Origin of the sequence: Pontibacter sp. 13R65 (assembly GCF_047525655.1) — a bacterium.
Lineage (GTDB): Bacteria > Bacteroidota > Bacteroidia > Cytophagales > Hymenobacteraceae > Pontibacter.
On the sequence record NZ_JBLIQL010000018.1, the window covers coordinates 55,803 to 69,236 of the forward strand.

Annotated in this window: 11 protein-coding genes; 7 read left to right on the forward strand and 4 right to left on the reverse strand. The window is 43.2% G+C overall.

Annotated elements, in window-relative coordinates:
• Positions 1–182 precede the first annotated feature (182 nt).
• A complete protein-coding gene (locus ACMA1I_RS17710) occupies positions 183–326 on the reverse strand; it encodes a hypothetical protein (RefSeq protein ID WP_337069761.1) in 144 nt (47 codons plus the stop codon).
• A 455-nt stretch (positions 327–781) separates the two neighbouring features.
• On the opposite strand from ACMA1I_RS17710, the gene ACMA1I_RS17715 reads away from it, so the two are divergent.
• The 3 genes from ACMA1I_RS17715 (at position 782) to ACMA1I_RS17725 (ending at position 4,690) form a co-directional block, all read left to right on the forward strand.
• Positions 782–3,175, forward strand: a complete 2,394-nt coding sequence (locus tag ACMA1I_RS17715; RefSeq protein ID WP_337069762.1) for a TonB-dependent receptor — start codon at positions 782–784, stop codon at positions 3,173–3,175.
• A gap of 8 nt (positions 3,176–3,183) precedes the next feature.
• The gene (locus tag ACMA1I_RS17720) at positions 3,184–4,146 is read left to right on the forward strand and encodes a DUF4625 domain-containing protein (RefSeq protein ID WP_337069763.1); all 963 of its coding nucleotides are present in this window, start codon (positions 3,184–3,186) and stop codon (positions 4,144–4,146) included.
• Positions 4,147–4,219: 73 nt separating this feature from the next.
• Positions 4,220–4,690 carry a DUF4625 domain-containing protein gene (locus ACMA1I_RS17725; protein WP_337069764.1) on the forward strand — a complete coding sequence of 157 codons (471 nt, stop codon included), beginning with the start codon at positions 4,220–4,222 and terminating at the stop codon, positions 4,688–4,690.
• Between the two features lie 551 nt (positions 4,691–5,241).
• Here the strand turns inward: ACMA1I_RS17725 and ACMA1I_RS17730 are convergent.
• Together ACMA1I_RS17730 and ACMA1I_RS17735 are read right to left on the reverse strand one after the other, a co-directional pair.
• Positions 5,242–5,685 carry a transcriptional repressor gene (locus tag ACMA1I_RS17730; RefSeq protein WP_337069765.1) on the reverse strand — a complete coding sequence of 148 codons (444 nt, stop codon included), beginning with the start codon at positions 5,683–5,685 and terminating at the stop codon, positions 5,242–5,244.
• Positions 5,686–5,734: 49 nt separating this feature from the next.
• Complete coding sequence (locus tag ACMA1I_RS17735) at positions 5,735–6,076, reverse strand: MerC domain-containing protein (RefSeq protein WP_337069766.1); 342 nt, start codon at positions 6,074–6,076, stop codon at positions 5,735–5,737.
• 468 nt (positions 6,077–6,544) lie between these two features.
• Between ACMA1I_RS17735 and ACMA1I_RS17740 the strand changes: the two genes are divergently transcribed.
• Complete coding sequence (locus tag ACMA1I_RS17740) at positions 6,545–7,966, forward strand: alkaline phosphatase (RefSeq protein ID WP_337069767.1); 1,422 nt, start codon at positions 6,545–6,547, stop codon at positions 7,964–7,966.
• Positions 7,967–8,420: 454 nt separating this feature from the next.
• Here the strand turns inward: ACMA1I_RS17740 and ACMA1I_RS17745 are convergent, their stop codons facing one another.
• Positions 8,421–9,860 (reverse strand): dicarboxylate/amino acid:cation symporter, encoded by a 1,440-nt coding sequence (locus ACMA1I_RS17745; protein ID WP_337069768.1) that lies wholly within the window; start codon positions 9,858–9,860, stop codon positions 8,421–8,423.
• A 1,435-nt stretch (positions 9,861–11,295) separates the two neighbouring features.
• Between ACMA1I_RS17745 and ACMA1I_RS17750 the strand changes: the two genes are divergently transcribed.
• The 3 genes from ACMA1I_RS17750 to ACMA1I_RS17760 all read left to right on the forward strand — a co-directional run bounded on the left by ACMA1I_RS17750 (position 11,296) and on the right by ACMA1I_RS17760 (position 13,413).
• Positions 11,296–11,679: a hypothetical protein gene (locus ACMA1I_RS17750; protein WP_337069769.1), complete on the forward strand. Its 384-nt coding sequence runs from the start codon at positions 11,296–11,298 to the stop codon at positions 11,677–11,679.
• Positions 11,680–12,149: 470 nt separating this feature from the next.
• The gene (locus tag ACMA1I_RS17755) at positions 12,150–12,401 is read left to right on the forward strand and encodes a hypothetical protein (RefSeq protein ID WP_337069770.1); all 252 of its coding nucleotides are present in this window, start codon (positions 12,150–12,152) and stop codon (positions 12,399–12,401) included.
• Positions 12,402–12,789: 388 nt separating this feature from the next.
• Positions 12,790–13,413, forward strand: coding sequence for an RNA polymerase sigma factor (locus ACMA1I_RS17760; RefSeq protein ID WP_337069771.1), 624 nt, complete (start codon positions 12,790–12,792; stop codon positions 13,411–13,413).
• Positions 13,414–13,434 lie beyond the last annotated feature (21 nt).

Genomic DNA, 13,434 nt, shown 5'->3' on the forward strand with positions numbered 1-13,434 from the left:
CAACTTTATAAGCCCTTGCTATTGTTTTAAGAAATTTTCGATGTGGATCAAAATCCATAATATCTCTATTTCTTGTAATAAATAATTTGCATCTTTGTTGCATGTACAGAAAAGAGCCTAATACGATGTCCTGCATAAGACGCTTTAATAGCGTCTCGGCTCTGTTTATGCTGTGCCTTTTTTCAAGCCTTTTTGCTATTCAGGCTGCGCACCATCATTGTGAGGAGAGTGCCGTTACTTCGACTGATCATGTGGAGGAAGAAGCTGGCAAACCTGTTGTTCACAAGCTCCAGTTTAAGTGTGACATCTGTGAATACATCGTTCATAAACAGAATGAACACCTTCAGCCGGGGCAGCAGTCAGAATTCAGCAAATTTCAGGTTCCAGCGACTAGAAAGTTAACACCTTATACTGCCAGCATATCTAAGTTATCTTTTCTCTCCTGGACCAATAAAGGCCCTCCCCAGGCCTAATTAGTTAGTTTAATCTTCATAAACTCAAAGTCCAGTACTTTCTTTTCCCAGCATACACATGAATAGGCAGATCTGTAATCCAACAGGCTGTTGCAATTCACTGTGTCCGACATGATATTTTCAATTGTTCGGGAATTTCAATTTATCCTATTCTTTTACTGATTCTCCTTGGCAGAGCGTAGGCAGCGTATTCAACGAGGCTAAATCTCTTGTTAGAGGAATCGCGTCTGATTATGCTTTTAAAGGCTAATCAAGAACATCGGACAAGTATGGCCAATCAACATATATCCGACTTCCAATATTCTATCATGAAGCATATTCTTTTGCTGTTTTTCTTGGTGGTTGAAACCAGCGCCATAGGGCAGGCAGTGCAGTTTTCCGGTATGGTCGTAGATGAAAATAACAGTCCGTTACCGGGAGTAACAGTCAGGCTCAGCTCCGAAGAGCGTATCACGCAGACTGATATAAATGGCCGTTTTTCCATCTCAAGCTTAGTCGAAGGTTTTTGTAATATGGAATTATCCTTTACAGGGTATGAGTCCCAAACCTTGGAAGTTAAGTTTCCGGTAAAAAAGGATTTATACATTAGGCTTAAGCCTTCTTTTAAACAACTTAAAGAAGTAGTTGTAGAAGGCAACCACGTGGTGCTTCGTAAGCAAGAGGAAGCACTGAATGTGGAGGTGGTGGACCACGAATTTATAAACCGGAACCTGGGCGGAAGCCTGATGCAAACGCTGGAGCGTCTTCCCGGCATTAGTACCATCGGAATTGGCTCTGGTCAGTCGAAGCCATTGATCCGCGGACTCGGCTTTAACAGGGTAGTAGTGTTAGACAAAGGAGTAAAGCACGAAGGGCAGCAGTGGGGAGCGGATCATGGATTGGAACTAGACCAGTTTGCTGCCGAAGAAATAGAAATTCTGAAAGGTGCCGCTTCTTTTGTATACGGGTCTGATGCTATTGGCGGTGCCATTAATGTAAAGCCTGCCCTCCCGCCGAGAGCCAACTCGCTAGGTGGTTCGGTAGATATGGTCGGGAAATCAAACAACAACCTGTATGGTACCTCAGTAAACCTGTTCAGCCGAAAAAAGCAATTGTTTTTTGATACACGCCTGACCTACCAGCGATACGGCGATTACCGAGTTCCAACCGATGTAGTTTATGTCTATGATTACGCTGTAAACTTACACAAAAACCACCTGCGCAATACGGCCGGTAAAGAAACAGGGCTGCACCTGCAGGCAGGTTATCTCGGCAACAGGTTCAGGTCGATTTTCTACTTCAGCCACGTGTTCAGCAAAAGTGGCTTTTTTGCCAATGCACACGGGCTGGAGCCAAGGCGGGTAAACACTGAACTGCACGACAGCTCTAATCGCGACATCCTGATGCCGAGTCAGCAGGTGGATCATTACAAAGTGATAAACCGAAGCGAATACAACTTAGGGGAGCACCAACTGGAGATGGAGATGGGCCATCAGCGAAATTTCCGGCAGGAGTACAGCGCTTATGTAAACCACGGCTATATGCCCCCTGTGTATCCTTCCGAAAAGCCAGTGTCTTCTGAACTGGAGAGGGAGTTCGACAAGCAGGTGCTTTCCGCAAATATCCGAGACAATATAACAATTGGCAGCCACAGTCTTACGACTGGCATCAACAGCGAGTATCAGAATAATACCATTGGAGGGTGGAGCTTTCTGGTGCCTGCATTTAAACAGACAACAGCTGGTGTCTTTGTGTATGATAAGATTAGCGTTACAAACAACTTCCTGCTGCACGCTGCTTTAAGGTACGATTACGGCCAAATTCGCACTGCCGCATATACTGATTGGTTTACCTCTGCTATCACCACACCCGAAGGCGAGGAAATTTCTGAAAACCTGCTACGAGCCGATAACCTCCATCGCACCTTTAACAGCATTGTTTGGTCAGCGGGGGTAAACTATAACCTGGACAAGTTTCAGGTTAAAGCCAACTTGGGCAAAAGCTTTAGAATGCCCATTGCTAAGGAGCTGGCAGCTAACGGCGTTAATTATCATTATTTTAGTTATGAGCGGGGCAATGCCAACCTTTCACCGGAGCAGTCTTACCAGGCGGACCTGGGTTTAAGTTGGACTGAGAACAAATGGTCGGTGCAGGTAAGTCCTTTTTTCAATTACTTCTCTAATTACATTTACCTGAACCCAACACCAGACCATGATTATTTTTATGGGGCAGGCAACCAGGTGTTTCAGTACACCCAAAGTGAGGTAATGCGCTATGGCGGAGAGGTGCAACTGGGGTATAACCTGTTCAAGAATCTCCGGACGGAACTGCTAGGAGAGTACGTGTATGCGCGCCAGTTATCCGGCGACAAAAAAGGCTTTACCATACCCTTTTCGCCGCCGCCCTCGGCGCTACTTAACCTTACCTGGTCGCCGAAACACAAGCAGATTCTAGAAGATACCTATTTCTCAATAGATTATCGCCTTACAAGTAAGCAGCATAACATTGTACCCCCGGAAAAGAAAACTTCTGGTTACCAGGTGGTAAATGTGCAAGTCGGTACCAAAGTGCGCTTGCACAAACAACCCTTGTTGCTTAACCTTCAAGCTCAAAACCTGCTGAATACCCGCTACCTGAACCATACAAGTTTTTATAGACTTATCGAGCTGCCAGAAGCCGGACGAAATATCATTTTAACTATAAAGATACCTTTTAATAAATAAACTAAATTATGTACAAAGCAACTACAAACCCCTTGTTAAATACCATTAAGAATATACAACTCCTGTTGTTGTTCCTGTTTTCTATTTCCCTGGTTTCCTGTAACGACGATGATGAAGTGGCGCCAGTGCGTGCGCAACCAACCATTGATAAAGTGGAAATAGGATTAGGTAACAATCAGATAGGTGTTATCGGGAAGGATTTTCACTTCAATGCAGAAGTTGTGGCAGGCGATAAGATTGATTTAGTGCAGGTGAAGATACAACAACGAGTTGGCGAGACTTATACCAGCACCTGGAGCCACGAAGTAACTTGGGAGCAGTATAAAGGAGCAAAAAATGCGACAATTCATAAGCACTTCGACATTCCGGCCAATGCCGTGGAAGGTGTGTATGACTTCCTGATTATTGTCACAGACGAGAATGGAACAAAGCTAGAAGATAAAAAGGCACTCACTATTTATTCAGCTGCAAATCTTCCAATAGACCCGCAGTTGAGCATTTTTGATATTTTCAAAAATGACGATATGTTTTACATAAACGGAGCCTTAGCCACTGCTGGCGATCAGCTGAAAAAAGGTGATGTTTTTAAATCGCAGGTTACTATTTCAGGAGTGAAGGGAGATGGTATAATGTATCTGCTGCTGATTGATAAAAGTGCCAAACACCGCCCGGAATCAATCGATCAGATTGACTTCAGCATAGCAATTGTTTATGATGTGTACGAGCATAAAAACTGGCCCGATGTAGACTACTTTACCAATTCTGTTTTTGACATGGAAACCTATACTAGCGTTCGCGATTTTCCAGTATTAACCATTGGCGCATCTACCGATAATAACACGCCACCAGCTGCCATCAATGGCGCAAAATCATGGAAAACAGGTGATTATTACTACGGTGTAGTGTACCACAACAGCACCCATAACATGAACCTGTTCCACTACATAGAAGTGGCCATAGATAATAATTAGTGCATAGTAGCCGGGTTGTGATGACAGTAACCCGGCTGCTATTATTTCCTCATTACCATAAAATACCTTTATCATGAAAAAGAAGCTAATCGGTCTATTATTAGCCGTAGTGGTTATAACAGCAGGCTGCAAAGACGACAAAGAAATAATCGATACTGAATATCCGGAAATTATTCTGACGACTGCCGATGCTTTTCCCGTTCAGTGCAGTACCGTAAAGCGAGGGGAAACTTTCACCTTCCGGGCCATGCTCACCGACAATGTGCAGCTCGGCTCTTGTAGTCTTGATATTCATCATAATTTTGACCATCACACCCATAGCACGGAGGTAGAAGAGTGTGAAATGGATCCGGTAAAAACGCCGGTAAAGCCTTTCCTTTTTATCCGGAACTACTCCATTCCGGCGGGGGTAAGAGAGTACCAGGCAAGAGCAGAAATTGCAGTGCCGGCCGACGTGGACCCAGGTGACTACCACTTAATGATTCGTGTAACAGACAAGGAAGGTTGGCAGACCCTGAAAGGGCTTAGCATTACAATGGAGTAACTGATATTACCCATCAGCAGATGTTCTACCTGTGGTAAGCAGGAGTATCAGGTCATTCTATTGGAGTCTTCTGCAGGAATAAGAAAAATGTGGGGTTAGTGTATTCTTCATACAACCATAATTATTTGGATAGTTTAAACTATTCTAATGAAATAGACCTTCCAGAGTAAAAAAAGGAAAATTTGGCCTAGGGTTTAACTAAGGCGTGTAATCAGTTAAATAGAGGTTAGTACTTGTTAAAAGCTCTTAAACAAACCCAACTAGAAATTCTATTAAATTTCCTCCGGAAGGCTATTTTCATTAGCATAATTTAAGCTGCACCCAATTTAGAATTAAAGACCAGGAAGTTGCTGTACTAAGAAGATGTAGCAAGAAAAGTCCAATGTTTTGTGAGGCAGAAAATACCACTTAAAGGGCGAGATTATTAGAATAATTTAAAGAGGGGTAGCACATGGTGTTCATAAATTGTAAGGTGCAGCATCTTAATAACAACCAATCTACCCAATACTACAATGCCTTGTATTAGAGTTGGAACAGGCACACACTGAGGTTTAGCACTTATTGCAAACCTGACAGATGCCATAGGTGATGAAGCAACAAAACTCCTTTGTAAACCCAACCGGTAAATTGATGGCTGGCATATGGTGTTCCTGTAAGTAATATAAGTGATTGCAGCGCGTACAATTAAAATGCATCTGCTGTTGTTGCCCAACCCTATGGTGCGGTAAAATAGTATAGGAGGTGATTCCATTGGCATCCAGCACCTTTTGGAGGATGTTCTTCATAACAAACGTTTGCAGTAGTCTAAACAAAGTACTCCGGTCTACCTGGTCTTTCAGTGCATTCGACAAGCAGGCTCTGGAGGTTGCCTCCTTTCGCGAAGCAATATACGTCAGTACCAGTAGGCGAGGTGTGGTTTCCTTGAGCCCGTTTTGCTCCAAAAGAGCCAGAAGGTTAAAATCTCTTATAGTATCACACGTAGCGAATGCTGACATAGACTTTAACTTTTGTGATGATAGGGTTAGCACTCTCTACAAAATCGGGCTAAACAGCTTTGGAATGGCATTTCCTGCAGTACTTTATGTTAAGAAAATGGCAGATAACCAGTCCTAGAGAAGCCAGGTAAGTAGTGTACTCAAAAATATCTGACGTATCGTGCAGCAGGAGAGAGGCTAGCAGCAAACCGAAGAAGGACCAGAGTAACAGGACCAAAGTAGGCGTGGCCCCTTTCCTGGTAGAGATATAGCAGGCGATAAAACTAGCTCCAACAAACACATGGTGGAGGTAATGCCAGTGAGGGGTGTAATGTGTGGAAAATCCAACCTGGAACACCAGTACGAGCGGTGTAACCAGGCAGTGTACAATGCAGAACCATGAACTGATCATTCCGAGCCAATCTGAAGTTTGATTTTGTTCTAGTAATGGAGCTATTCTATCTTTTCTTATCATGCTCCAAATGTAAAGTGATATTTATCAAAATGCAACTTTGTTGCAATTTCATTTCAGCGTTGTATATTCGTATTGAAGACAATCCAACTCCTTTAAGGTCATCTGCCACAGGTTATAAGTTTTATTATCTCATCTGGGGGAGCCGTAACGCGGTACTTCTTCCTTGTATGGTTAATGCAGCAGTGTTTAGAAATTCAAATAATTCTGCTTCGTGTAGAAAACCATAACAATTCGTTTATACACTTGCTGCAACTAAATTGCAAGAAGTGTTTTATACTTGCCTTCAGAAATTATTCGGTTAAAAAGAATTAGTGTGGCTGGGGTATGAATAGCTGTTGTAGCGGAAGGCCTGCACTCTTTCTTTTATGCTGAAACGTCCATTATTTAAAATTAACTTTATACATTATGAACAGGCGCGACCTTTTACGCAACGGTTTCCTAACCACCCTTGGATTTACTCTGGCACCCGGTTTTGATGCAGTAGCAGGCACAACTAGCAAAAGCCCAAAAACCGGAAAAGCAAAGAATATTATTTTCTTAGTGAGCGACGGTATGAGTACAGGTACGCTTAACATGGCAGAATTGCTACTGCAGCGAAAGGAGGGGAAAGGTACCCGCTGGCTGCAACTGTACCGCGAGAACAAAGGGCGCAGAGCATTAATGGACACAGCATCTGCCGACTCACTGGTAACAGACTCTGCTGCCGCAAGTGCTTCATGGGGTGGTGGAATGCGCGTAAACAACGGCAGCTTGAACATTGGGCCGAAAGGAGAGAGACCACAGCCTATTTTGCAGAAGTTCAAGGCAGCCGGTAAAGCCGTGGGTTGTGTTACTACTGTTCCTATAACCCATGCCACACCCGCAGGCTTTTGTGTGAACAACGCCAGTCGTAACGCACAACCTGAAATAGCCCATGATTATCTGAAGCTGCAGTTTGATGTAATGATGGGTGGTGGCTTGGAGTACTTCAGCAAAGAAAAGCGCGATGACAAACAGGACCTGCTGCAGGCTTTTCGCTCTAAAGCATTTGATGTGGTAACCAACCGCAAAGAAATGTTGCAGTTGAAAGGAAAGAAACCAGTACTTGGAGTATTCCACGAAAATGGTTTGCCCTATGCCCTCGATCGGGCTAACGACAAGCAACTGCAGGAGCAGACACCAAGCCTGGCCGAAATGACAAAATCCGCGATTAGCATCTTGAAACAAAACAACAAAGGTTTTGTGCTACAGGTGGAAGCCGGAAAGGTAGACTGGGCCGCCCATGCCAACGATGTAGGCGGTTTGTTATATGATCAGCTTGCCTTTGATGAGGCCGTGAGCATTGCTTTGGATTTTGCGGAGCAAGATAAGGAGACCCTGGTGATCATAACCACCGACCACGGCAATGCCAATCCAGGACTGATAAAAGGCAGCGATGTAAATAAACACTTTGATAACATTCAGTTTTTTCGACATACCAACGAGTGGGTGCTTCAGCAGATAAAGGACCTGAAGACGCCGGCATCTGTAAGAGAAGTAGTGGCAGAGTCGCAAGGCATTACGTTTAAAATAGAGGAGGCAAAGCTGTTGTTTGATCATTTTAACAGTGAAAACGATGTAGATATTTATAATCCCCGCAAACTCCCTTATAAGTTATATGCCGACCTGCAGCGCCCATACACGAATGTAGGTTGGGCTGGTATGGACCATTCTGCCGACTTTGTGGAATTGGTAATGTATGGACCCGGCAGCGAACTGCTGCCTCCTTTTGTTCAGAATTATGAGCTGCATAATTTCATGCTGAAAGCCGCTTCTATGCAAGAAAGTTACTGGGCAACAGGAGCGTAGGTTGATTTTGATTCAACACCCATTTTCAGGAGAATCGGATCATGTGTATGAGTTGCTGGCAAAAAGTTGATACTATTTTGCCGCAAGTTCACCAACAAATTTAGGGTCTAGTACTCGAGAAATTCCTGTCGTTTGAAAACAGCCTGCCCTTTCGGCAGCGCATTATCCTGAATTTGTAGTTCAGGATTAAGGAATTCATAAGTTCAAAAAGCAAATGGTTTAGTCTAGATTCCAGTTCAGTAAAAGTAGAAAAAGTACCTTTAGTCTTAAACCCGGTGCAGTTGCCGGAGCTAAAACGGGTGTTTTTATAGAAAATTTAGGTTACTTCATTAGGTCAGCTAAACTAATTGGTAATCGTTAGTCATTCCTTACTGATGCTGAATTCTCATTTAAAGTAAAATAGTTGCACCTTCGAAAGTCATGCTTTACCAGCATGTCTTTTGAAGGTGACTTCTCAGATGACCTCCTTTGGGGCAGTAACTGGAGCGACTTCTTCAGTTGGTGTAAGAGGAGAGGAAAGGATTATTTCGGCGGCTTCTGCATTGGGGTTAAATTCTCCTTCCCAACGGGCAACTACTGCTGTAGCCAGGCAATTTCCCGTCACGTTAATAGAGGTGCGGGCCATGTCCATTAATTCGTCAATACCCAGAATGGCAAATACCGGCCACACCGGCAAATTGAAGGATGCTACTGTGCCGAGTAAAATGACCAAGGAGGCCCTAGGCACACCCGCAACTCCCTTACTAGTAAGCATAAGCGTGAATACCATAACCAGCTGTTGTTGCCATGAGAGCGGTACTCCGGCCGCCTGCGCTACAAATACTGCGGCAAGGGAGAGGTAGAGGGTGGTTCCATCCAAATTAAAGCTGTAGCCAGTAGGCATAACGAAGGCCACAATCCGCCTGGGCACACCCAATTTCTCCATCTCCTCCATGGCACGGGGAAGGGCGGCTTCTGAGCTAGTAGTGGCAAAAGCTATGGAAACAGGCCCTGAAACAGCCTTGAGGAAACGCTTTATCGGAATACGCGCCAGTAGAGCGATAGGCAAAAGGACCAGCAAAAGAAAGGCGAGCAGCGCCACGTATAAGGTGGCCAGCAACTGGAACAGGTTAACGAGTATGCCAAAACCCATTTGCCCGACCGTGACGGCAATGGCCGCGCCAACACCTACAGGGGCAAAGTACATAATAATGTTAGTAAATTTGAACATAGTTTCGGACAGACTCTCGCAGAAGGCCAGCATTGGTTTTCTCTTTCTCTCCTGTACCATTGCCAGCCCAATGGCAAATATCACGCTGAATACCACAATCTGCAGCACTTGCCCCTCCGCAACGGATTGGGCTATGTTTTCGGGAAACACATGAAGAATGATTTCGGACAGAGTTTGGGGAGGAACGGCGGCTATGGTTTCGTGAGATTGGGCAAGGCTGGCATCTATTCCTTCTCCTGCTTTGCTTATATTGATGGCAAATAACCCTATAAATAAGGCAAGTGTGGTAACAACTTCAAAATAGAGAAGGGCTTTCCAGCCCATACTGCCCACCTGGTTAAGATTAGCATGCCCGGCTATACCAACAACGAGTGTGGCAAAAATAAGCGGTGCAATAATCGTTTTGATCAGCTTGAGAAATATTTTACTTAACACATTTAGCTCTTTGGCAAAGGCGGGGAAATCATACCCTATCTCAGCGCCCAACACCATGCTGATGAGGATCCAGGTAGTGAGGCTGCGTTTCTGCAGACCATATAAGAGCAATAGCCCAATGCAAAACCATCGCATGCCGAGCAATATTGTCTCAGATAATGAAATTAAGCTGTAATGCTGAAGCACAGAAACTAGGGCCGCTGCTGTAATGACTGCCAAGGTTAGCAGAGAAAGGTGAGGTACTTTCATGTTTTGTAGATAGTTCTAAGATTTCGTTGCAAAATGATGATGCCTTTGTTTTAGCTGATGCCACTGTTTTCTAAAGTTCTATTACCTTCAGTAACATTGCCGGGAATCCAAACTTGTACCGACAGTAAATACTTTCCAAATTACTATTCGCTTAGCTCCTGGTTAATCAGGTACAGGATAGCCTAATTTGACAAGTTCAGACGCGGTGAACCTTGAGTTTATAAGGTGTTAAAAGCTAAGAGATTCGGGATCGGCAGTTGCTTAATAATTGAACATGCCCTGCCCCATTTAAAAATGACAAGTACAGGAGGCATACTTTAATCAGGGCTGCCAATATCTGTAAGTCAAGAGTAGAAGATCATAAAAGACGTTAAAAGCACATAGGAAGTAGCCCTGGGAGCAGCTGCTTTAAAAGTCAGGTTTTACAGTTTACAGGGAAAAGAAAACTAAGGAGCTTGAGGTTGGATGGAAATCTGGAAACTTCGGCAAATAGTATAGATGCCAGGTGCTCTGGCAGCATAGGGGAGGAGTACCTTGTTTAAGGGCAGTGAGAAGGTGTAATTACATACAAAGTCAACTTTTGAAGACTGCATGTGGTTTCCGACAGTCCAATGTTCATGCGTGGCTTCCATCCATACTCTCTGCGGGACTTGTTGAAGCTCTTCGTGATTTTGAATTGTAGAGGAGCCACTAATTTGAGTAGCTTGAGAACTTGATACTGAAGCATAAAGCCGCTGCGCAACTACCAGAACTGCTCCAAGCAGTATTATAGACACGAGAACGCGCCTTGCAAAAGCAGTTATGGTTCGTATACACTTCATTAGTAGCTACAAAAATAATATAACCTAGGTTTATTAACTAAAATTGTGGAGGAAATAACAGCAGAATTTATGTTATAAAAAGCAGTAGAGAATCAGTTGTAATCTCTCATGTAAACTTTAGTATGTAGTTGAAAAACAAATATATCCCAGGACTGCTTGCTTTCTCTTGTAAAAGGAAAAAAGGCTGGCAACCCACACCCAATTAATTTCCGCTGCCTTTCATCTCCCGTCATTTTCTGATGTGCTTTGCTGGTCTAGCGTTATCTGCATTTGTTAAGTTCTGTACCTCTCTCAATTATTCTAATGAAAATATACTTCCAGAGGCAAAAATCAGGTTTTAGGCATAAGGTCATGTTTTAAGAGGCTTTTAGAGGTAGAAGTGCAGTCCTTTTACAAATTAGACTTGAACTCCAGTTACTATTATCTGGTATTGCCACAGCGCTACATCTACTTAAGTATACTTTTGCTAAGTAACAGAGTTATAACCGTCAAAATGGGTGGGTTGTAGTAAAAAACTTATTACTGGAAGAACAGAAGGAATTGCTCAGCAGAGTACTTGAACATAGACTATTCGCTTTTGCCATTTTAATAGAAAGAACATTACTTTGTAGCGAATGACAATAAAATCAAACGTGCTGGCTTTTCTCAGAATCCCCTTTTTATGGGTGATGCTGCTATGGCCGCTGACCTTGCCAGGCCAGGAGAAATTGGTTTACCAGTTTTTGATCCAGGCCATTGCTGGTGAGGCAGGTACTGGTGCCAGCCGGAAAAGCTTGGATGAGTTAAGGCATGTTCAGAAGCAGAATGTGCACGTGTTCGTAGATGCTGAAGTTTCTACAGCGCAAACGCTCCCTCAGCAGCCAGCACGGTTTTTATTGCCAGCATTTACCTTTAGCTTATTCGCAGCCAGCAACCAACTGGCTTATTTCAAAAGTTTTGTGTGGTTCCTCTGGATCCACCTGTTTCTTCCCGTCTCTATTCTGCCTAATGCTCCTTAGGCCGCTTTCACTTTAAATTCAGGCACAACATTCATTAGGCCATAACAGGGTGCTTCATATGTTGTAAAGCTTAGCTAATATAAACTGAGCTATCTACAGCCGTAGGATAATCGCTAATTTGTAGAGAGGTAGTTGCTTTAGGTGCAGGAGAAGCAGACAAATGCATTGCTTTGCTTGCCGATCTTCACTTTTTTGCCGAAGCGGTTGGTCTCCTAAAGGAGGCTGAGATTTGTAAAGGAAGTGGAGGTGATTCTTTCTTGGCAGAAGTATATTACACAGATCAGATTAATTGCTTCTTATTTAGGGATGGCCTGACCTCCAGGTATACCGGCTCATTCCTGCTATGGAGATATTGATTTACACAGAGGATCTCTCAATTAAACGCCTGTGCCTATTTATTATCTTAAAGTTTAAGTATGATCATTTTTCTCTTTTAGAGATGCATTAGGGAATAAAAATTCGTTTTAAAAATGAAAAGAATTGAAATAGAAAAACAGCGAGGCACAAACAGTTTCGTTATACATGCCAATTTTCTAATTCCTAAACATGATGTATTATTGGATCTTGTCCACAACATCGAAGGAGTAGAAGCCATTGATCTTTTAAGGGAAAGGAAATACTCTTTTCTTGTTTCCATCGGCAGATTATTTGATACGACACAGGTAACGGAACGTATCAAAACAGTGCTGCTAGCTTATCACAATGAACAGGAGAATGAGTAAACCAGGCAAATTTCCTTAACCAAAAATATAAGGACTTTTGCTCTTCTAATGATTCTGCTCTGGACAGGTAAAGCCGCAATTACATCAGCACAGCCTGTTTAAGAAACACAAGAGGAGCAGCTACCAACTAGGACATAAAATGACCTGTGGGCTAGCTGCTCCTTTATGGATAATGCGCCTGATGTATTCTTGTAAATTGATTCAAACTTAGGGCTCATCTTAAAATTACCTCCAAAAAGATTCTAAATTTCTGGGTTCTCAAGCCATCTAATCAGCTGCTATTCTAATTTCAGGTAGCAGCTAACTTAGAGCAAACAGTACAGTTTTAATAATTTCATAATGTGCGAATCGTTGCGGTAACTCAGGCTGTGCCTTAATTTTGAACGCAATGGGCCGGTTAACACAAAAAGAAGATCAGGAATTATTTCTGTTAATTAAACAAACAGATTACGAGGCATTTGACGAACTCTATAATCGTTACTGGAAGTCTCTGTTTGTCACGGCTTCCAAAAAGACCGGCTGTGAGGACGATGCCATGGATTTGGTACAGGATCTGTTTGTTGAGTTCTGGAACAAGCGCGAAAGCACAGAAATCACCTCCTCCCTAAGTTCCTATCTATTTTCCTCGCTCTACTATAAAATCTTTCATTTGTTTAAAGTAAAGGGACTACAGGAAAAACACATCCGCAACTTTATAGAGTTTATGCCCCAGGCTGACCAGGCCTTTAGTGCGGATCCAGCCTCGGTGCATGAAACAGAGGAGCAATACGAGCAATTGCAGCAAATCATTAACCAGGCTATTGAAGAAATGCCTGACAAGATGCGCCAGGTATTTCAAATGACAAGATCTGGGGATATGTCTATTGCCGAAGTAGCCAGGTGTCTTAATATATCACCCCAAACAGTTAAAAATCAAGCAGGTAGTGCTATTCAGCGCCTAAGAAAGGTGGTGAAAGAGCATGCCGTTGAACTGCCCTTCCAAACCTTAATTTTACTCCTCCTAAACAGTTAACATAAAGGTAATGTAAGAAGC